A 19879-nucleotide genomic window follows, 5' to 3' on the forward strand; every position below is an offset into this window, starting at 1 on the left:
ATATGGAAGGTGCGTCCCTCGCCTGCCCGCCGCATCAACGCAGCGACGACTTCGGCCGTCAGCTGCTCCACGCTCTCATGGACGCGGCGCGAGGCGACCGCGCTGGTGCCTTCGACCGCGAGGAAAGCCTTGGTCATGGCGACCGCGATCTTGGCGGAATCGAACGGCGAGACCTTGCCGTTGCGACGGATGATCTGCATCGCCGGCTCGCTCGAAGCAGGCGCAAGCGATTGTGGACGCAAATGAACGATGGGTGCGGAAGCGGTGTCCGCGTCGTGCAGATTGAGTGACATCAAAGGGCCCCGTGATGCGCGCGTTGTGTTTGAGCGGGGCTGTAAGGAAGGACGCTGCAGAAACGCCGGCAGCAGAGTTGCCGGGCGGTGCATGCAAGCGACCGCCGGACACCCCGCCCGTGGACGTTCAGATTGTCGCGGCAGGTCTCCTGGCTCGCAGGTCGTCGCCCACTTCCCGTCTTCCCGGCGCGAAAGGCGCCAGTGACGATTGTTCGGAAGCAGCTCGCTGCTGACAGTTGCGGGGGCAGCGCCGGAATTCCGCGCTCTCGCGCAGTTCACCGGCTTCCCTCTTAGCCACTAAATCTTGCGATCTAGCGGAACCGTGACGGCCACATGTAGTGATATTCGCGAGCGAGTGTCAACGATTCGTTTGAAGGCTGCGCTCACATTGGCTGTGGGATGTGGGAGTTCCGGCCGGTGGCTTGGCCAGACCTCAGCCGTGCAGCGATCGAGCTGCGCGAAGTTAGTGGCCCTGCGGTTCGACGCCGAGCAGTTGCGAAATCCTCTCAATGCACGGCGCAGATCGCGCGGCGCCCGCTGACTGAATGGTCCAAAGACGCGATGTCGCCGCGCCAGTGTGTCTCGTCGTTCAGGTCGAGAAAGTACGCCCACTCCCGAGTGGATTGAGCAGCCGGACAATCTCGCAGACGGCAACGAGGCCGATCAGCCAACCGGCGCTGCGAAGCCCGATCCGCGTCACGATTTCAAATGTAAAGGCGCCTTGGCGACCCAGGAAAGGCGTAGCGGTGAACAGGGTGAGCTCATACGCGGCGTAAGCGCAAACGAATGCCAGCGCCAATACCAGCGCCGTACGGTTTTGCGGGAGCGCGCGGAGAGCTGCCGAAGTTGCGGCCGTCGCTCCCAGCGCCGCGGCGCCGATGAGAAAGCCCCGGGCGATCGTGTTTCCGTCGACCGGATAGTGCAATAGACCGAATCCGATCGTCTGATTGACCAGCCACGCGCCCGTCATGACGAGCAGAGCCGGACCAGTCGCAGCGTCGCGGCGGCGACGACCGCAAATGCCGCAACCGGTGTCGCGCAGGCGAACGCGAAGCTTGCAAGTGCGCAAGACACCGTCACCAGCCCAAAGCAAAACATGGGGGCGTAACACTGGTCAACCGGCTGCAGGCGGAAAAGGTCAGCAGTGGGCGGCAAGACCTTGAAAACCATTGGGCTAAATCTCCTTTCCAGCAATTCTAGCGGCATTTGCCGCCTCGGGGCAGCCTTTTGGCCGTCAGTGAAGGGCTTCCATGGGGTTCTCGGGCTCCGAAAGGTCGATCCGATCATACGCGGCAAGCCACTCCATCAGTGTCGAAGACAACGGCCCGGTCGCGGCCAGTTGCCTGAGCGAACCCGGACAGTCGCGCTACCGACGCGATCGTTCCGGAACACAACTGCATCCGGACTTGCCCCGCCCTCACAGCGGCCACGACATCTCGCTTGAGTGTCGCGATAGCCGGCTCGCCATACCGCTCGAGCAACGCCTGGAAGGCGCCCTGATATTGCGATTGAAACTCCCGCTTTCGACCGAGTTGGTCGCGAAGCGGATGCGCGGGATAGAGATGCGCACAGGGAATCCAACCGTCGGGCAGCGGCTCGGTTGCCGCATGCGTGCGGCGATGGGCCAGCAGCTTGGGCAAGACGTGCGTGTGAGGCCCCGGCGGCGGGATCGGTTGAAACACCTCTGCTCGCCCGATCCTGCTGATGAAGACGCGGTGTGGATTGGCCGCCAGGATGATCGCCATCGCATCATTTCCCGGTGCAAACACCGATCGGCCAACACGATCTCGAAGCGCAGAAATGACTTCCTCATCACCCACGCGGATACTTGCGACTAATGCTCCTTGAGAGAATCGGTTCATCCGTCCTGCGAAGCTCGCATGGTCGGGGTGCGACGCTGCAGCAAGATCGCGGCCGGCTCCTGCGCAAGGTAATGCCCCGCCCGGACCAGCCGGGCGAGGCATTGTGGATCGGGGTCAGTCGCCGTTGCGACGGCTGGGACGGGACCAGATCGGGCTGAAGCACCTCACCTTCCTCGTCGGCGAAGAGGTTGGCGAAGATCGGAGCGGTGAAGCTCGGATCGTCGAGCTTCAGACCCAGATAATCGCGGTCCTCGTTGGAGCGCTTGGACCAGGCGGCCCCGATCTCCACATGGCCGACATAGACCCGGTGGCACGGTGCGTTGTCGCCGGATCGGTTGGTTTCGGGGACGATCCGGACGTTCCTGGCCTGGAGCGAGGGGGTGACGATTTCGCCGGTGAGCTCGTTGTTGCCGGCCTTCTTGAAGGTGCCGATGGTCGCCATGGTACTTCTCCTTGATCTCTGTTTTCCGAGCCCGCACCTTGCGGCCTCGATGGTGATCGACAGGCCGGAGGCGATCGACCGCGCACCCCGAAGGAGCCTGACAGCAAAGGAGCAACTTTCTTGGCTCGCGCGAGGAATGACGGCGCAGCCGGCAGGGGAAGAAAGTTGTGACGCCGCTGTTGCGCCTTAGGCGATCGAGGCGTCAGCCGTCCTTCGGGCAGATCAATCCATCGAAGAGGCCGTTGGTGCGCTCGGCCTTGTGGCGAGTTCGACGCACCGAGAGGCCGCCAAGTGAGTTCGATGGTGACACGCGCCCTCTCCCTTCAGCAACGGACGGATTTGGTGTCGTGATTACGCGTCGGCCGCGCGGCCCGTTCACATTTTATTGTCGCCGCATCCTTTGAGATGCGACCGCTTGGTCCATGCCTCTATGATCATCGTGACGAAGCCGGGGCGCAAGCTGTTGATCGGAGCTTCAACGGCCAGCCCCTCTCGTTCGAATTTCGACGTGAGGACCGCGAGCATTGCGGATATCTGGTGCGGTCCCGCCCGTCGACGCGACGCCTTCAGTGGCGCTATCATTGCCGGGCAGGTCCGGCTACGGCCATTCCAGTGAGGCGGATGAACGCTGTGATGCTGACGGCAATGGCACCCACGACGGCAAATATCGTCCGCCAGATTGGTGAAGGCACCGTCATCAGGGCGATTCCATATGTGGCGCTATAGCCCGCGACGGTAGCGGGCGCGACGTAGAGAAGGATGGTCAGGAGCCGAACCCAAGCCCATGGCGCGAGAGCGAGCGCAAGCCGGGCGACACCAAAGCTCACACCGCCCGCCACGAGGCCCGTTACGATGCCACCAAGCATGCCGGCGCCAGTGTGGAAGGCCCAGATGCCGATCGTCAGGCCAAAGAGCGGCAGTGCGAAAGCAGCAAGCGGGAACACCAGCCAACAGAACAAGCCGATGACGAGGATAACGAGTGGTGGTCCGAGGATGATCATGGCGGTGCGCTCCGTGAGATAGAAGTCTGACGGCTGCGCCTTCCACCACCACGACGGCGCGCGCGACACTATAGCAAGAAGCGCAGCGACCGGATCGTCACAAATCCAGTTGCGCGAGTTTTTGTCATTAGCGCCGAGCTTGCGCTCACAGGGCTCGTGCAATCGGCATTTGACCCTTTGTGATCTTCAACTAGGCACCTGCCGTTTGAAATCACCTAGCGCAATCAGTTTCAGGAAAGTCCTGTGTTCTTCTCCATTTCGGCGGCCACTCCATCGTGTGTGTTGCTTTTGAGCATCCGGGATCACAATCGCCACTCACTCCCAAGCCCTGATTGTTTTCCGATTGGCGGCGCTTTGGCGCGCAAATATTCCACGCAGCTATAAACGCTGCGTATTGGATCTGCCCTCGCAAATGTCGGGCGATGGAGAGACCTTCGGAAGCTCGGATTGTCAGATTTGAGACGACAGTCGGCAAGTTGACGCGACAAACTCTTCCGAAAACTCTGCAAAATATACAAGTTCAGTTTGGCACATGCATTGCTCATTCGGGCATCATCACCGATCGCAGTGCGGTGTTTTCGGAGCAGATCTGGCACGCGTTGCCGCGAGTGTCAGTTCTGCCGCGACGGTTCACCGTTGGCGATATCTCAAGAAGCTGGTGTGGACCGGGGAAAGTGTGCAGGGCCTTTGATGAAGTCGAGAGTTCTTCTGTTGGGTGCCACGACGATTGCGGTCATGGCCAGCGGTGCGGCCAACGCGCGCCTTGAGCTAGAATCGAAGCTGCCGCTGGTCGTATGGAACTGGTCGGGTGGCTATATCGGCGGACACGTCGGCGGTGGGTACGGCCGAACCTCCTTCAGCAATCACTACGGTCCATCGATCTATGGCGGCATCGTGGAAAGCCCGGCATTTCTTGCAGGTGGCCAGATCGGCTACAACTGGCAGAACAGCAACTGGGTGTTTGGCGTCGAACTGGATGCCAGCGGTGTTATTTCCGAGGGCACCAATACCTGCCTCGCTCATTCAGGCTCGGTTGTGAGCGCAAACTGCAAGGCAGGTCCCAACCTCTTCGCCACCGGGACGGGCCGCATTGGCTACGCTTTTGGCGCACTCGGCCACACGCTGGCGTATCTCAAGGGAGGCGTAGCCTGGCAAAACAATAGAGGCGACGTCGTAAACAACTTTGAAGCCGGCTACGTGCCCCAGGAGAAAACCCATTTCGACTATGGTCGTCTCGGTAGCGTCATCGGGCTGGGCATCGAGCAAGCGATTACGCCTGCATGGTCGGTGAACGTCGAGTATGACTATCTGCATTTTGGCGGTCCGAGTGTGGCAACGGCTCCGACAGTACAACTGCCACCGCTTGCAATTCTGCCAGCGAACACAACCAGCCTGTCCAGCAACTACCACATCGCAAAGGTTGGTCTTAACTACCATTTCGACGCCGACCTAAAGGCGTAGAGTGGTTTAATCCGTCACTGTACACGAAGGCACCAGCCAGCGCGCGGCCCATCCCCTACGCGCCCGGCTGGTCATTCGAAGGCGGCTCCCGGCTCTGGCTCAGCCGGGGAAGATTCCAGTGGGATCACAGCGCAGCGGACCAAGACCAAGATCCCGGCTTGCTGATATCAAGGCTCACGTATCATGGACTGGACGGATTCTCCGGAGAGTTATTCGGCCGTGTCGACAACCCGTGGGGAGTTTTCCTGAAGAGCACTCTTAGTACCGGGCGCTTCAACAAAGGGAAGATGAACAATGAAGATTGGGTGCCCCACAAGCAGCGGTCTTACCAGAACACCCTTGACGGTCAGTCAAACGGAAGGTTCACATCTTACACCGCCGACGTCGGTTACGATTTCCTGCGAAGTACGAACTATAAAGTCGGTGCGTTTGTGGGCTGGACCTATTACAGCCAGAGCTCGGACCGGACAAGTTGCGTCGAGTTCGTTAATCCACGGCACCCATGTCTGACGCCGGGTGACAACAGGATCGTTGGAAGCGAGGATACGCAATGGAATGCGCCTCGAATCGGTCTGAGCGCCGAAACCATGCTGAGCGAGCGCTGGCGTATTAACGCCGATATCGCTTACCTGCCCTGGACCGATTTCATCGGGCGGGACAATCACCTCTTGCGCGATGAGACCACCTTTTCGGAACAACGTGGCAGTGGCGGCGGCGGAGCTCAGCTCGAAGGCTTGCTGTCCTACTTCCTCACCGACAACTTCAGCATTGGCGTTGGTGGCCGCTATTGGGCCATGTGGACCAAAAGGGACGCCGGCTCCATGCACTGCGGCGACGGCTGCATCGAGCACTCGCTCTCATTTGCGAAGTACAGCATGGAGCGCTGGGGTACATTCTTTCAGGCCTCTTACAAGTTCGATTGAAAGACTTGATCTTGGCCAGCTCGATACTACTTCTCGAGCCATCCAGGCCTGCTCGCAAGCATCGACGTCGGCGCCAAACAGCGACGCCGACGTCGAGGATATGATGGTGAAGCACCTCGGAATCGAGCAGAGCTCAGCTTGCTTGCAAAGAATGAGTTGCCAGCCGGTGCGAGCCCCACACGCCTCTCGAGTTCCTTCCGGCCCGCGAAGCCTCAGTGCCGACACGCTTGCACCCGCCACCCGGGCTTTCTTGAGGATTTTCCAACCTCCTTCGATCGTCTCTTGAGAATAGAAGTATGTGTCAGCGCTTTCACTTCGCTCTTGAACAATAGTTTCAATGCAAGCGTTCTCAAGTTGAGGAAACGCGGCAACGTTTCAGGTTGGCTCGGAAATGAGAAGCTGCGCGCGATCGCGTGTTCGTGGCACTCAACAAACCACAATCTCCCACCGACGTATGGTAATTATTCCGAAGTGCCTGCCTCACGTGCAGCCAACAACAGTTCATTGCGGGACGAGAAGGTCCCATAGAATTTTAACCTACGTCGCAAGACCAACGACCGATGGTGGCGAGGGATATCAGCGCGACACTCAAGAATGGACGCCGGAGGTCACATTCTGTTCAAAAACCTCATGCCAACTAGCCGTCGATCGTCGCGGCCGGATGTTCGCCGTGGCATCACGTGCCCTGGCTTTCATGCCAGGTTGGATTTCGTACGATGGCCGGCTTGCAAAAAATCACTTCCGAATAGGGCAATAAACCGGAACCTGTTGATCGCCCTAGATGTCCATGAGCAAGGCTAAATTCCGTTTGGAAGAATGGCGATCGAGCTAGAGAACCCCAGTGCTCGCACTCTCCTGCAGTCGGCGAAGAAAGCTTTCATCATCGTAACGCGACAAGCTGAGGCGCTCGGCGAATTCGGGCAGCCTGGTGCCCAATACCCATCCGGCGCAAAGCGCTCCTGTTGCACAGGCCGCCATCGTTCCAAAGCCAGACAAGGCACCTGCCACGAAGGCGTTCTTCGTTTTCATTGGACCGATCAGCGGCCAATTCCCCTCGGTCATCGTGTAGCAGCCGCCATGGTGGGTAATCTGCCGCGGCAGGCGGCCGTAGTATTGCTGGAGGCCGGGATTCAGCCGGCTCGCGCCCCTGAGAACGATTTCCGGAAAGTTGGGATCCGTAGGAATATCGTCCTGTGGCTCCGAGGGCTTTCGATTGTAGGCCCGGCCAAGCTTGATCCATCTTCCGTGGTCACCGCCGTGCGGGCGGTAGTGGATGCCGCCAGGCATCGGGCGGGGGAGCCACGCGGTCGCAGGGTCTTCCGCGAGGAGTTCGCGCTCTTGCGGGGACCAGTCGATCGTCTACCCATCCAGATCGATTGAAAATGGCATCGTTCGGTCAAAAGCGCCGAGATTGTCAGCGAAAGCAATCTTCTGATGGAAGACGTTCTGAACCGGAAGGGTCTCTCCGAGCATGCGCGCTACGTCGGCGACGTAAGGTCCCGCCGAATTCACGACAATCCCCGCACGGATATTCTCTTCACCCTCGCCGCCGCGCGTCGCCACCACGAAACCATCTTGCCGCTTTGGTTATTTCCGTAACGCGGGCCACAGCCAATGTGCCTCCTGCAGCGCGGATCTGCTCCAACATCAGGCTTCCCAACTGTTGGCCGCGGATGTCTCCGGCGCGCCGTATATGGAGAATCGTGGAAACCTCTGGATCGAACGTTGGAAAGTGACGGCGGATCAGCCCACATTTTGGAGCACGTCGACCCCTTCGGGTGCATCCTGCCAATCTGCCGAGACCGCCGACGTATAGCTAGGCGACGAAGCCGCCTCGTGGACAATCCGCCTTGCGCCTTCGGCGCCCATACCCTGTTTGTAACTCCCTCAGTAGTTGGTCAGGTCTCGCATCGCGTGTAGCCAGTGCGGGTCGTGTGAATCCGATTGGCGTGCTGACGGGCGATTTCCTCAAGCAGGTCGATGCTGTAGTCCGTAAAGGCAGTCATGACCGGATGAGGCCACCAATTCCGATAATTTTCGCCCGAGGCAGCCGAGGTCAAGCTCGTCGGCGCATTGGGATCGATGATCTAATCCGGAATGCAGGACGGCCCTTCGCGAGATAGTAAGCACAGGCGATACCGATGATTCCCACGCCGATTACAGCAATATCGACGTTACGATCGTTCATTTAATTTCTGCAGGTCGCGTTGCGGGAAGCGAGCCGTTCAGAGGACACCTCGCATTCACCCCGCAAATATTCTGATTGTCGTTCATTAGACCTGCGCCGGAGGACGCCACGGTGTATATCGGGCCTTCAATTGCCCGAGCTGACATCCCGTGTGGCAATGCGTTGCGCGGATCTCACCGTCTTCTGCGTCTCAACGATATGCTCGCGAAGAAGCCGGACGGCCTTTTCGCTTTCACCGTTACGGCTGTGCTCCAGTAGCTGATAGTGCTCGCGCTGCTTCCGCTCTTTGCCGGCCGCGCGGGAAACGAGCGCCCGAGTAAACCGGCTCACATGACCATAGTTCGCCTCGATCATCGACAAGAGTCGCGGGCGATTGCATGGTGCGTAGAGCGTCTCGTGGAATTTCTAATTGAACGCGCCCCATCGCGCCGGATCGGGCTCGTCATCATATGACTGGAGGATCGCTTTCGCCTCATTGAGATCGATCTCTCCCATGGCGGGAATGGCTAGGCGCAGCGCGTGACACTCGAGCGCGATTCGGATCCCGAGCAATTCGATGACTTCGTCGATCGACAAGTCGGAAACTACCGCGCGGCGATTGGGCTGGAAAGTCACACACCCTTCGGCTTCCAGCTGTCTGAGCGCCTCTCTTATTGGGATCGGCTTGTTCCAAACCGCTCGGCGAGCTCGTCCTGCCTGAGCTGAGATCCGGGAGCAAGCTCAAAGTGAGCGACTAAATTGGTCGTTTTCGCTCCCTTGATGCCAGAAACCTGCAAACTTAAGGGAATTTTAAATGGCTGTGGCGCGTGCCGACCTCGATCGCCTCGATCTCAAGCTGCTCATGCTTCTGCAGGAGAACAATCAGCTGACCTCCGAAGAACTAGCCGATCGCGTGGGACTCTCACCAACGTCTTGTCTGCGTCGGCTAAGGCGGTTGCGCGAAAACGGGGCGATCATGTCCGATGTTTCGATTATTTCGCCTTCGGTCGCGGGGGCACGGGTCACGTCGATCGTGCTGGTGGCGCTCGAGCAGGAGCACCTCGACCTTCTGGACACGTTCAAGAATCGGATGAGCGCCTGTCCCGAGGTCACGCAATGCTACTACGTCACCGGTTCGGCCGATTTCATTCTCGTCGTCAACACCGGTTCGATGGAGGAGTATGGGGCGTTCACTGAACGAGCGTTCTTTCCCGACAAGAACATCAAGTCATTCAACACCTACGTGTCGATGCAGACGGTCAAGTTCACCACCCGCATTAGCCTTGACGTATCCTGATCGAACGCTTTGCTCCTACCTACTGGTTTCCGCTCCAGGCCGAAAGGTCAGTGGGGCCTTCCGTCGCGAACAGCAGAACCTTGGCGGACTGATCGAGCCGAAGTCGCTTTCGGTCACTCTCCGCTGTTGCCCGCAAGAGGCCTGCCAATCCCGCCGCTCCCGACTCTCCGACACGAAGACGCTGATCGCCTGAAACGCCCTGATCAAGCAAGCGTACCGCGCCCGAGGCCTCCTCGTCCGTCACCGTGATGTAGCCGGTAGTCAGTGCTTCGATGATCGGCCAAACCAACATCGATGGGCTTTGGCATTCGAGCATCGACATGTTCGTCGCGGGACCCGGCGGAAGTCGTACGGGCATCTTGGCTCGGGCGCTCTCATAAAGACAGGCCGACCGCTCCGGCTCCACAATCCATAGATGGGTGTCGGGCCCGAATAATCCGCGAGCCCAGCCATGGCCGAATACGCTCGCGGCCAAACCTCCGACGCCTGCCTGAACCAGGACATGGGTGAAGGCAGATCCCTGCCCTGTGGCCGCGATGATCTCTTCGATCAGCATCGCGTAGCCTTGGACGACAAAGGTGCAAGCCGCATCATCTTCGCCCGGCCCCACCGTGTCTGGAACCGCAATCCAACCGTCCAATGAAGCGGCCTTTGCTGCAGCCTCGACCGAGTCGTGATAGTCTCCGCCAACACGTACGATGTCCGCGCCCAGACGGGTAATATGGGCCGCCCGCTCGTCGCTGACGCCGGCGTGAAGAAAGACGACTGCTCGCGCTCCGATCAACCGCGCTCCTGCTGAAACCGAGCGACCGTGATTGCCGTCCGAAGCGCAGGAAAACGTGAGCGCCGAGAACAACGAACGCACGCCAGGATCGAGCAGTTCGGCTGGCAGGATTGCCCGGCCCGTTATCTTCTCGACGTACCTCATGGCGAGCTTCAGCACGGCGTAAGCGCCGCCGAGCCCTTTGAAGCTACCGATTCCGAGGCGCTGCGTCTCGTCCTTGATCCAGAGCTGGCCAATTCCCGCCCGGTCGGCCATTCCTGGTAAGGATATCAAGGGCGTCGGCACGTACCGGGGGCAAGCTCGCAGCAGCCGATCGGGCTCCTTTGGTGCGTCTTGTGCACCCCACCAAGGAATCTGAATCGCGCCTCGTGTCTCGCTGCGCAACAGCACCGGTCGACGGTTCGATTTCACATTTGCCACAGCGCCCGTTGGCTCCAAAGATGCTCCCAAGTCCTTCTCCCGCAAACAAGTCCCATTGGAATAGATTCCAATGTGCCAACACTGTAAGCCGTTTGGCGCGAAGTTTAGCGCCGTCAGCGAACGAATTGGGCATAGTTGGCGCCAAAATGGCGGGTTTGGGCCATTGCCGAGAGATATCATCTCGAAGTGGCTCTGTTAGACCGGCTGCGGTGGTGACCCGCATCGGATCGAGGAAGAAAGCGAAAAGGACGACTGCATTGCAAGCACAATCCCGGCCGGCCCCTGAAGACTTCGGGAGCGCCGATATCGACAAAGTAAGAGACGATACAGCTGGCGTCAGCAATCGCGTCCACTTCAACAATGCCGGCGCCGCTCTTATGCCGAAGCCGGTTGTTGCGGGTATGATCGGCTACCTTCAGCGCGAAGCGGAAATCGGCGGCGACGAAGCGGCCGCGGAGAACGGTGCCCGGCTTGACGCCGTGTATGACAGCATCGCCAGGCTCGTTGGCTCCAGCCGGGAAGAGATTGCGCTCGCGGAGATTGCCACGCTGGCATGGCAGCGCGCCTTTTCCTCGCTGCAGTTCGGCCGAGGCGACCGCATTCTTACGACCACCGCGGAATTTGCCGCCAATTATATCGCCTTCCTGCAAATGAGGCGCCGAACCGGTGTGCAGGTCGACATCATCCCAGACGATGCAAATGGCGCTCTCGATCCTGACGCGCTCGAGGCCATGATCGATGCCCACGTGAAGTTAATCGCCATTACGTGGGTCCTACGAACGGAGGGCTTGTGAATCCGGCCGAGGCTGTCGGCCGCATCGCGCGAGCGCATAACGTTCCTTACCTGCTTGATGCGTGCCAGGCGGTTGGACAGATCCCGCTGGATGTCCATGCACTTGGTTGCGACATGCTTACGTCGACCGGCCGAAAATTCCTGCGGGGCCCGCGCGGAACGGGGTTCCTCTACATCCGAGACGATTTCCTAAAGGACATCGAACCGGCCATGATCGACCTGTTCGGAGCACCCTGGGTTGGACCCGAGCGCTACGAACTCAGACCCGACGCACGACGATTCGAAACGTGGGAAGCGAACTATGCAGCTCGCTTAGGACTCGGGATAGTCATCGACTATGCGCTTTCGATTGGCATCGATAGAATCGAACAACGTTGGCGGCAGCTTGCGCGCGAATTGCGAGCGGCACTCGGCGCTATCTCAGACGTGTCGCTTCACGATCTCGGAGAGAATCCTGCTTCAATCGTTTCGTTCACCCTCCGCACAGCGAGCGCACGCGAGGTTATGCGCCACCTCGCAACACAGAAGATCAACGTATCGGTCTCGCCGCCGACAAGTACCCCGTTGGACGCAACACGGCGAGGCCTTCCGGACATCGTTCGCGCATCGCCGCACTGCTACAATACGATTGAGGAGGTTCACAACCTTGCGTCAGCAGTCAGGGGAGTCACCCCATAAGCGCCGACAAGAAGCCATTGGACGGAAAGGAAGGAAGCCTTGGTCCTAGCGCTCAGTCCAGAAAATTGGCTGTCGCGCAGACTCGAGGGTCAGGGGTGAACGTCCCGCTTCCGCACTTTGCCCTTCCGCTGGCGCCTAGGAAAGGATTGCACAGGCAGAATTGCAATTCTCTGATATATCTTAATGGATTCAAGACAGCGTGCGGAATGTTACACACCTATGTTCCGGTCGAAAGGCTGCGTGACAACGGCCAAGCCACTCAGGCTGCGCGCCGACGGGAAAACAGGCATCCCGAAATAGCGGCCTGCCTAACCCGATCGCGTACGCCTACCTGAAGGACAGGGCGGTTTCCGGCAAAATGCCGAGTACCACGAGGCGCCGTCGGAAGAATCGTGGCATACTCCTACTTTTGCCCAACACTCATCCGCTGGATTCCGTTGTCGTAGCCAAAGCGTGACTGCATCGACCTCATAGAGGGCAGGCAATCGATGTAGCGCCATTCTCAGATGAAAGGTTACCGGACGCACAACTGATGGTCATGGACGTCGACAAACTTTTGAAGCGGTTTTCCGCCGTTCTCGGCCGGGCAAAATCCTCTCGGGCCCTTGGACAACGCCTTTTCCTTCGGTCCTATTAAATTCGCCCCGCAGTAACGAGGCCGGCGAGGATCACAACTTTCGACGGCGCTGCGGATGGTTTGCGCACAGCTCGCCGCAAGCATCGCTAAAATACGCGGCGACGACCGAGCCAGCTTCGTCCGACATGTCAACCCGCCACCAAATCCCGTCAATGTGTCCGGCGGCGCCAGGCCTATCGACGATGGCAAAACGGCCCGGCGCGACAAACTCATATGATCCGCACAGAAGAAGACGAGCCATTCATTGCCAGAAGCGGACACAATCTTTCGGGTCAACTACCAACCCTATCAATTGATCAAGAAGACAGACACATGGCATGCATCCGGTTCCGTGAATGCCGTCAAGAAAGTTGACCTCAAAATTTCGTCGAGAAAGATGAAAATGCTTGGCACAATAGTCCTCATGGTGCTGGCCGCAAAAGTCGCTGGTCTGGCCGCGCGGCTCTGCGAGCGAAGAGGTTCTGACATCGGTATCAATAGGGGCGGTGGCCGTCGTTGCTGGGATCTCGTCAACGCTGGCGATGTGGTTCGTGCTTCGCCTCCTCCCATGAGGTGTCTTGGTGCGACTGGAGGCCCGCTCGGCGGCGAAATCGGTTTTCGCTGGCAGATGGCCAACTCGATGTTCGGCATCCCGGTGAACGGCAAGTGCGCCAATCCGAGGACTCCAACGCTAATCTCGTTCTGCCGGGCTTCAGGATGAAGGCAATATTGTTATACGCGGTCAGGTTAGAGACCCGCTCGGTTACACCTGGAATGACGTGCTCGTGTACGTAAAAGGTGCCACTGCGGTCGCCCGAAATAAATATCAGCTCTGCGAGCTTGCGACTCCGCTGCCCCTCGTCAACAGCAGCGAAGGCCAACGGGGCGGTGCAGCAGGAGTGGACGTAAAGTCTTCCTTGCTACCCACTAAGCCGTCAGCGCTGAGTACGATTGCGTGCTCTTGCCCGTCGATCATTGGCTTTTGTTCGACCGGAATCGCGCGCTTTTCCAACGGGCGGCCCCGCAAGAACTGCCCTGGGCAGGACATCAACATCGGTTTGGTCTACGTGAGCTAACGCCTGGATGTCGCGGACGTCCTTGATCTTCCTTTTGGTGTGAATCCCTGTCGAGCGACAAGAGTAACTGATGTCCAGAATTTTGGCTGTTGGGACGGCTTTGCCACCATTCCGGTTTTCGCAGACTGACGCTAAGGCTTTAGCGGGTCGCCACTTCGGGTCCAGAATGGAGAAGCTGAAGAGGTATCTTACAGTATTCGATCACGCGCTAGTCGATCAGCGCTTCTTCTGTGTTACGCCCGAATGGCTTCTCAGCGAGCATCGCATAGGTGAGACAAACCAGATATACTTGGATTGGGCAAAGGAGCTGGCGTGCAAAGCGACAGTGTTATGTCTCAACCGGGCTGGCGTTAAGCCCGAGCAAGTCGATCGAGTTATATTCGTCTCGACGACAGGGATAGCGACCCCTAGTCTCGATGTTGAGCTGATCTTGAAGATCGGATTGCGAGCAGATGTGGGACGGACGCCGATTTTTGGCCTCGGATGCGCTGGGGGAGCATCGGGAGTTAGCTTAGCAGGAGCTCTTTGCCGAGCAACCAACGAACGCATTCTCCTCGTTGCCGTTGAGCTGACTTCCCTTACATTCCAGCCGAATGATCTGACCCCAAAGAACGTTGTCGCCTCAAGCCTCTTTGGGGATGGTGCTGCCGCGCTATTAATCGGACCAGCTGAAAGCGGCTCTGGCAAACTGGATATCGTGAGAAGTACGAGTTTGCTTCACCCGGACTCGACTTCTCTAATGGGCTGGCATTTTGGCGACTCCGGATTTGAAGTCGTGGTCTCCGAGCGCATTCCATCAATGATTAGCGAATTGTTGCCACGCGCAATGCGTTCGTTGCTAGCGGAGGATGGCATTCTTCCCAGTCAGGTGAAGAGCTTTGTCTTTCATCCCGGCGGGAGAAAAGTATTGGAGGTCTGTGAGCAGGGCCTTGGGAGGTCCTCTGAGAACTTCTTTTCCAGCTATGAGACGCTTCGACTTCATGGAAATATGTCCAGCGCAACTGTGCTATTCGTTCTGGAACACGTGCTGGCGCATGCGGAGCAAGCGCCAGGATCATACGGTATCTTAGGCGCCTTTGGGCCAGGCTTCTCGGCCGAACTGTCGCTACTGAAATGGGCTGACACCACAAACGGCACAGCCAACGCCCGCACACCTTGAGTTGTCGCCCGTGAACAAGCCTCAAAGCGATTGAGGAGAGTCTGTTTTTCGGATGCGGCGGCATTTGAGATTGCAGGAATTGGGCGCTCGAGATCCCAAAATTTCGTTGTGGATTGAACTAAGCAGCTGCCGCGGCGTGAGGGGCCAAGGTGGCGTAGATCGCTCCCTGGCTGAGAGGATGTGGGTGTTGGAGCCCCCTCAGACAGGGGTATCGAGATGGCCGATTTGAGCCCTCTTCGCCGCCGCATGATCGAAGACATGACCGTTCACAATCTGTCGCCGGCGACGCAACGATCCTACCTCAGCGCGGTTTCGAAGTTCAGCCATTATTTGGCCGATGCCTGACCGGTTATTCGCGCGGCCGTCAGAAAAGCTGGTTATCGAACGAGCACCGGCGGCTGGACAGATTCGTTGCGTGTGAACGGGATCGTCTGCGTATCGGTCCAGGCGGCGCGCTGGACGCCAGGCCAATTGGAGTCTCATTCGCCACATTGGACTATTCAATGTGAGGCGCACGTGCTCGCGCGCAGCACGCCGGCCGCCTGCCCGGCGATGTCCGCGCCCAGGCGGATGGCCTTTGGCACGGATTGGCACGCCCACGCTGCGCGCGGCGCGAGCGATCTGCGCCAGGACGCCTCGCCAGTCGCGGTCGCCCTCCGGCTGTACCGCTTCCTGCAGCGGATTGAGAGGGACGATGAGTCCATCGACCTCCAGCGCATCCACCGCCCGGCCCGCCAGGTCCAGGCCGTCGGCCTCGCGCAGTTGCGCGGCGCCGATATTGGCCGGCAGGGTGTCTGGGGCCAGGCGGCGCAGCGTGCGCGTTAGCCCCTAGGAGTTGCGGGATTGCAGGCTCACGCGCTGCGAACCGACGCCCATGGCGATCCCCAAGGCTTGCGCTGCTTCGCTCAGATGCCGGTTGATGGCCTCGGCGCGTGGTATGCCGCCGGTCATGGAGCTGATCAGCAGCGGCGGGCGCATGGTCTTGCCCAGCAGCGAGGCGCGCAGGTCGATTTGCGTCAGGTCCAACCGGGCAATGCGCAGTGCTCCCAGCCGGCTGCGACCGTGGCCGGCGCCGCTCGCCGATCCAGCACGATGTCCAGATGGTCGTCCTTGCGCCGGCCCAGGGCGGTGTCGCTCCTGCTCGCTCCATCCGTCGTATCGGGCGACGGCGTTGCGTCGGATCGGACCGCGGCAGCCCGCACGCCGCCGCCTCCCGCGCGTTCAGGCCGGCGCACGCTGGCCTCCCCCGGCAGGGTCGCTGCGGTAGCGGCTGGCCGAGGTCTGGTAGTACTGCGCGCGGATGGCCGCCATGGCCTCGATCAACGGTCCCCACGGCGCCGGAAAGCGTTCTTCCGCCATCACCCGGTGCAACATGCGCGTATAGCCGGCCAGCTCGTCGTTGAGGAACTCTACCACAGGCATAGCTGGATAGCGCTGCAGCAGCAGGATCGCCGCGTTGTCGGCCTCGCCGGCCCACCTGTCCTTGTCGCGTCCATGCAGATCGTTCTGCAGGCGCCCTATCGCGGAGATGAGCCGCAGGACCTGGCGAAAGGCCGGACGCGCGCGCAAGGTCGCCATGTCCAGCCCCCACAGCAACGACAGGCAACAGAACACGTTCGCGTAGGCGATCGAATCGATGCCGTTGTGCAGGTACTCGGCGTAGGACCAGCGTTCCGCCCCTGCCGCCTGCGCGTGTCCGGCGCGCAGCGCCGCGCAGTAGCACCGGGTATCCACGAGAAGCTGAGCATAGTCGCGACGATCGTAGGCGAGCGCGGCCAGCGAGGCGCGCAGCACGGCGCAGCCCTCGAATCCGGGGAGCGCGCACGGCTCGCCCTGCCCCAGCGCCTGTTCCACCGCGGCGACCTGCTCCGGCGCGATCAGGCCAAGGTCGTTGCAATCGTCGAGCCAGAACAGCAGCGCCAGTTCGCGATAGAACGCCACGATCAGCGTTTCGTCCTGCGGATCGCGACCGGTGCGGGCGCTGGTGTCGCGCAGGTTCGGGTGGATGCGCTGCAGGATGTACTGGCCGCCCCTGACCGCTTCCACGGCATGCTCGTCGGCGAACCCGGTCAGGGAACGCCCCCACTCCAGCACCTGCTGCAGCGCGCGTTCGGTCTGGATCACGGCGCCGCTCCTGCTCCCTCGGCCAGGACGCGCCGCCCCCAACGATGCGCCAGCCACAACCCGGCGAGTTCGGCCACGCGCACGACCCTAGTGGGGCAATACAGTTCCTTGCCGATCCACAGCGGCGTCCGCGGCAATGCATGCGCCGCATGGCGGGCGAGCATCCACTCCAGCGCACGCGCCACCACCTGCGCGATGCGCCGGCGCTCTGTCGCCTCTTCGCTCCAGTCCATCACGTGTAACGCGAACAGCGCATAGGCGGTTTCCTCGAACGTGGACGCGCGACCGGCGCCCCAGCCGCCGTCGTCACGCTGCGCCTGCAGCAGCGCCGACAGCGCACGCTCGTCGCGCCACTGGGGCTTGCCTTGCGCCAGCGCAGCGACCGCATGCGCGGTGGGATACAGCCACGAAACGTGCCATTTTTCGTTGTCCCATAGACCCTGCGGGTTGCGATTGGCCTCGACGTACGCGCTGGTGCCCCCGGCAGGCTTTCCCAAGAGTCGCAACGCATGCAGGGCATGGATGTTGGTCGACACCGAGGCATTGCGCTCGCCGGGGAAGGTGACGAACAGCTCGCCGATTTCGAAACGGCGCAACGCATCGACCGCCGGGTCGCGGCCTGCAAGGTGCAGGACGCACAACGCAACGGCGGTGTCGTCCGCATCGGCCGCGAAGTGCAAGGCGGGGCCCAGACCGCGCACGCCCAGACGGGCGTCGAGCTGCGCGACGATCACGCGGACCGCCTCGGCGAGCGCGGGATGCGCGAACAGCCCGGCCAGATGCAGGGTGTACAGCGACCAACATGGCTCGAACACATTGATCGGCCAGACGTTGGGGACGACACCTTCGATGCCGCTGCGCGTCGCCCGTGATGCCATCTCCAGATACGCGTCGACGCGCCATATCTGCGGCGTGCGTCCCCGTGTCACGGCGTGCGCACGCCAGGCGGCAGTGGCCGCCGGACTGATGCCGATGCTGCCGTCGTCATCCGGGCATGCGGTGGTCGGCGACGTCCCCCAGGCTTCCCAGGAGTGCAGCAACGGATGGCCGCTCGGCAACATCGCCACCGCCCCCAGCTTGACCAGGCGCGCTTGCCGCAACGGCAACAGCGCTGGATGGCGCGGAAGCGCTACGCCACCCAGCAAGGATGCGGCCTCACCGCAAAACTGCGGCAGGATCAGCTCCGCGCCGATCGGCGCGTCTTCCGGTACCGCATACGCGTAGGGATCGGGTTGGCGCTGGAGGAACCGGGTTGCAGCCTGGACTGCGTCGGCGGCACCGGGAAGAGGATCGGCACGCTGCAATGCCAGTAACGCTGCCCACGTGGGCGCATGGCGGAACAGCGGAAAGTCCGCGCTTCCCCATCCGCCGTCGGCCTGTTGCTGCGCGATGAGCCACGCGTATGCGTCCTGCCGACCGGTGACGTTGCCGTGGAAGCGCAGCGCTCGCGCCGTGTCGTAGACAGACGGACCGACGCTGCCGCCATCGCTCATTTCGCTCAGCAGGCGGCGCAAGTCGGAAAGGATCTGTTCGGAAAGCGTGTTCACGCGGGATGTGCCTTTTGCAGACGGTCGACGAGAACCGGGATCGGGCAGACGCCGCGCATGTCGCCGCAGGCCCGTCGCATAGGCAGCGTCGGACGGCCACCGTCCTTCGGCGCGGCGACCCGATGCTGGCGCCGGTCCGCCGCATAGGCTTGCGCACAGCGCGCCGCGGCGGGCAACCGCTGCAATCGGCGCCGCGGACTCATCGCAGCGGCACAGGGGCGACACCGGCGCGCTCATGCGCATGGCGCGTGCTTGAACAGATACGCGTTGGCCCGCTGTAGGAGTTGCGCCAACCGTTCCGCACGCGGCCCCAGCGGCGCGATGGCCTCCCTGGCATCGCGCAACAGATCCAGCGCGAACTGACGTGCTGCCTGCAGTCCCATGATCGACGCGCAGGTCGGCTTCTGCGCCGCCGCGTCCTTGCCGGGGGTCTTGCCCAGCGTCGCGGTATCCGCTGTCACGTCGAGAATGTCGTCGATCACCTGCAACGCCAAGCCGAAACAGGCACTGTAGTGATCGAGCGCACAGTACAGCGCAGCGTGCGCGGCATCCTCCGCGATAGCGCATAGCGCGCCCATGCGAACGGACGCGCGCACTAGCGCTCCGCTCTTCATCCGGTGCATCTCCACGATCTTGTCCAGCTCGACGTGCTTTCCAACCAGCGACAGATCCATGGCCTGCCCGCCTGCGGCACCCTCGGCTGACACCGCCTGTGCCAGTTCGCGCACGAGCGCGATACGGTTGTCGCCGGGCGCATCCAGGCTCGCCAAGGTCAGGAAGGCGTGCGCCTGCAGCGCATCGCCGACCAGGATCGCAGTAGCTTCGCCGAACTTGACGTGCACGGTCGGAAGGCCGCGGCGAAGCACGTCGTCGTCCATCGCGGGCAGATCGTCGTGGACCAGGGTACAGGCGTGCATCATCTCGACGGCGGCACCCACGTCGTCGAGCATGTGCGCCGGCGTGTCGGCCAGTCCGCCGGCAGCCAGACAGAGCAAGGCGCGGGTGCGCTTCCCGCCATGCAAGGTGGCGTAGCGCATCGCCGCCATCAGCTCAGCCTCATGTTCGGCGCGCAGAAGACGCGCCAGCACCTGTTCGACCCGCTTTGCGCCGTCCTGCATCCAGATCTCGGGCAGCAGCCCGCCGGATGCGCCGCGCGCCTGCGCGCCCAATTCGCCGAGCGCGGAATCACCAGTTCTGTCGTTCTGTGGCGTGGAACCGGTCTGCATGTTCTTCATG

Annotated in this window: 16 protein-coding genes, 5 pseudogenes and 1 riboswitch; of the genes and pseudogenes, 7 read left to right on the forward strand and 14 right to left on the reverse strand. The window is 61.0% G+C overall.

Annotated elements, in window-relative coordinates; all coding sequences use genetic code 11:
- The 5 genes and pseudogenes from AC5ZFO_RS42325 to AC5ZFO_RS42345 form a co-directional block, all read right to left on the reverse strand.
- A partial coding sequence (locus AC5ZFO_RS42325; RefSeq protein WP_496123677.1) for an ATP cone domain-containing protein occupies positions 1-293 on the reverse strand: 293 nt, incomplete at its 3' end.
- A gap of 122 nt (positions 294-415) precedes the next feature.
- A riboswitch (cobalamin riboswitch) is annotated at positions 416-633 on the reverse strand.
- A 249-nt stretch (positions 634-882) separates the two neighbouring features.
- Positions 883-1463: pseudogene (locus AC5ZFO_RS42330) on the reverse strand (hypothetical protein).
- 113 nt (positions 1464-1576) lie between these two features.
- Positions 1577-2257: a DUF6925 family protein gene (locus AC5ZFO_RS42335; protein ID WP_496123678.1), complete on the reverse strand. Its 681-nt coding sequence runs from the start codon at positions 2255-2257 to the stop codon at positions 1577-1579.
- Positions 2258-2269: 12 nt separating this feature from the next.
- A pseudogene (locus AC5ZFO_RS42340) lies at positions 2270-2597 on the reverse strand (DUF736 domain-containing protein).
- A gap of 578 nt (positions 2598-3175) precedes the next feature.
- The gene (locus AC5ZFO_RS42345; protein WP_496123679.1) at positions 3176-3598 is read right to left on the reverse strand and encodes a hypothetical protein; all 423 of its coding nucleotides are present in this window, start codon (positions 3596-3598) and stop codon (positions 3176-3178) included.
- Positions 3599-4309: 711 nt separating this feature from the next.
- Between AC5ZFO_RS42345 and AC5ZFO_RS42350 the strand changes: the two genes are divergently transcribed.
- Both AC5ZFO_RS42350 and AC5ZFO_RS42355 read left to right on the forward strand, forming a co-directional pair.
- Positions 4310-5059, forward strand: a complete 750-nt coding sequence (locus AC5ZFO_RS42350; RefSeq protein WP_282522113.1) for an outer membrane protein — start codon at positions 4310-4312, stop codon at positions 5057-5059.
- Between the two features lie 287 nt (positions 5060-5346).
- Positions 5347-5982 (forward strand): omptin family outer membrane protease, encoded by a 636-nt coding sequence (locus AC5ZFO_RS42355; RefSeq protein ID WP_496123680.1) that lies wholly within the window; start codon positions 5347-5349, stop codon positions 5980-5982.
- A gap of 828 nt (positions 5983-6810) precedes the next feature.
- Here AC5ZFO_RS42355 and AC5ZFO_RS42360 read toward each other — a convergent pair.
- From AC5ZFO_RS42360 to AC5ZFO_RS42375, 4 genes are all read right to left on the reverse strand, one after another.
- Positions 6811-7269 (reverse strand): FAD-binding oxidoreductase/lyase, encoded by a 459-nt coding sequence (locus AC5ZFO_RS42360; protein WP_282522111.1) that lies wholly within the window; start codon positions 7267-7269, stop codon positions 6811-6813.
- Between the two features lie 72 nt (positions 7270-7341).
- A complete protein-coding gene (locus AC5ZFO_RS42365) occupies positions 7342-7548 on the reverse strand; it encodes a hypothetical protein (RefSeq protein WP_496123681.1) in 207 nt (68 codons plus the stop codon).
- Between the two features lie 748 nt (positions 7549-8296).
- Positions 8297-8524, reverse strand: a complete 228-nt coding sequence (locus AC5ZFO_RS42370) for an FCD domain-containing protein (RefSeq protein WP_496123682.1) — start codon at positions 8522-8524, stop codon at positions 8297-8299.
- Between the two features lie 51 nt (positions 8525-8575).
- Positions 8576-8785, reverse strand: a complete 210-nt coding sequence (locus AC5ZFO_RS42375) for a hypothetical protein (protein WP_496123683.1) — start codon at positions 8783-8785, stop codon at positions 8576-8578.
- Positions 8786-8963: 178 nt separating this feature from the next.
- On the opposite strand from AC5ZFO_RS42375, the gene AC5ZFO_RS42380 reads away from it, so the two are divergent.
- Positions 8964-9446 (forward strand): Lrp/AsnC family transcriptional regulator, encoded by a 483-nt coding sequence (locus tag AC5ZFO_RS42380; protein ID WP_496123684.1) that lies wholly within the window; start codon positions 8964-8966, stop codon positions 9444-9446.
- Between the two features lie 19 nt (positions 9447-9465).
- Here the strand turns inward: AC5ZFO_RS42380 and AC5ZFO_RS42385 are convergent, their stop codons facing one another.
- The gene (locus tag AC5ZFO_RS42385; RefSeq protein ID WP_496123685.1) at positions 9466-10830 is read right to left on the reverse strand and encodes a diaminopropionate ammonia-lyase; all 1365 of its coding nucleotides are present in this window, start codon (positions 10828-10830) and stop codon (positions 9466-9468) included.
- 197 nt (positions 10831-11027) lie between these two features.
- Between AC5ZFO_RS42385 and AC5ZFO_RS42390 the strand changes: the two are divergent.
- The 4 genes and pseudogenes from AC5ZFO_RS42390 to AC5ZFO_RS42405 all read left to right on the forward strand — a co-directional run.
- A pseudogene (locus tag AC5ZFO_RS42390) lies at positions 11028-12121 on the forward strand (aminotransferase class V-fold PLP-dependent enzyme).
- 881 nt (positions 12122-13002) lie between these two features.
- Positions 13003-13458, forward strand: a complete 456-nt coding sequence (locus AC5ZFO_RS42395) for a hypothetical protein (RefSeq protein WP_282522106.1) — start codon at positions 13003-13005, stop codon at positions 13456-13458.
- A 425-nt stretch (positions 13459-13883) separates the two neighbouring features.
- Positions 13884-14972, forward strand: coding sequence for a type III polyketide synthase (locus AC5ZFO_RS42400; protein WP_282522105.1), 1089 nt, complete (start codon positions 13884-13886; stop codon positions 14970-14972).
- Between the two features lie 216 nt (positions 14973-15188).
- A pseudogene (locus AC5ZFO_RS42405) lies at positions 15189-15302 on the forward strand (tyrosine-type recombinase/integrase); the annotation flags it as partial.
- Positions 15303-15548: 246 nt separating this feature from the next.
- Here AC5ZFO_RS42405 and AC5ZFO_RS42410 read toward each other — a convergent pair.
- The 4 genes and pseudogenes from AC5ZFO_RS42410 to AC5ZFO_RS42425 form a co-directional block, all read right to left on the reverse strand.
- Positions 15549-16096, reverse strand: a pseudogene (locus tag AC5ZFO_RS42410) (beta/alpha barrel domain-containing protein); the annotation flags it as partial.
- A 97-nt stretch (positions 16097-16193) separates the two neighbouring features.
- The gene (locus tag AC5ZFO_RS42415; protein WP_282522104.1) at positions 16194-17096 is read right to left on the reverse strand and encodes a terpene synthase family protein; all 903 of its coding nucleotides are present in this window, start codon (positions 17094-17096) and stop codon (positions 16194-16196) included.
- Entirely contained in the window at positions 17093-18643 is a 1551-nt protein-coding gene (locus AC5ZFO_RS42420) for a hypothetical protein (RefSeq protein ID WP_282522103.1), read from the reverse strand. The genes AC5ZFO_RS42415 and AC5ZFO_RS42420 overlap by 4 nt, the downstream gene beginning before the upstream one ends.
- A 233-nt stretch (positions 18644-18876) precedes the next feature.
- Positions 18877-19869 (reverse strand): polyprenyl synthetase family protein, encoded by a 993-nt coding sequence (locus tag AC5ZFO_RS42425; protein WP_282522128.1) that lies wholly within the window; start codon positions 19867-19869, stop codon positions 18877-18879.
- Positions 19870-19879: the final 10 nt, after the last annotated feature.

Source organism: Bradyrhizobium sp. Unk1 (genome assembly GCF_059512345.1).

What these genes read in the sequence shown, in the direction of transcription:
- AC5ZFO_RS42335 (WP_496123678.1), bottom strand. Translation starts at nt 2,257, where the DNA reads ATGCCTCGCCCGGCTGGTCCGGGCGGGGCATTACCTTGCGCAGGAGCC.
- AC5ZFO_RS42345 (WP_496123679.1), bottom strand. Translation starts at nt 3,598, where the DNA reads ATGATCATCCTCGGACCACCACTCGTTATCCTCGTCATCGGCTTGTTC.
- AC5ZFO_RS42355 (WP_496123680.1), top strand. Translation starts at nt 5,347, where the DNA reads ATGAACAATGAAGATTGGGTGCCCCACAAGCAGCGGTCTTACCAGAAC.
- AC5ZFO_RS42360 (WP_282522111.1), bottom strand. Translation starts at nt 7,269, where the DNA reads ATGCCTGGCGGCATCCACTACCGCCCGCACGGCGGTGACCACGGAAGA.
- AC5ZFO_RS42370 (WP_496123682.1), bottom strand. Translation starts at nt 8,524, where the DNA reads ATGATCGAGGCGAACTATGGTCATGTGAGCCGGTTTACTCGGGCGCTC.
- AC5ZFO_RS42380 (WP_496123684.1), top strand. Translation starts at nt 8,964, where the DNA reads ATGGCTGTGGCGCGTGCCGACCTCGATCGCCTCGATCTCAAGCTGCTC.
- AC5ZFO_RS42385 (WP_496123685.1), bottom strand. Translation starts at nt 10,830, where the DNA reads ATGATATCTCTCGGCAATGGCCCAAACCCGCCATTTTGGCGCCAACTA.
- AC5ZFO_RS42400 (WP_282522105.1), top strand. Translation starts at nt 13,884, where the DNA reads ATGTCCAGAATTTTGGCTGTTGGGACGGCTTTGCCACCATTCCGGTTT.
- AC5ZFO_RS42425 (WP_282522128.1), bottom strand. Translation starts at nt 19,869, where the DNA reads ATGCAGACCGGTTCCACGCCACAGAACGACAGAACTGGTGATTCCGCG.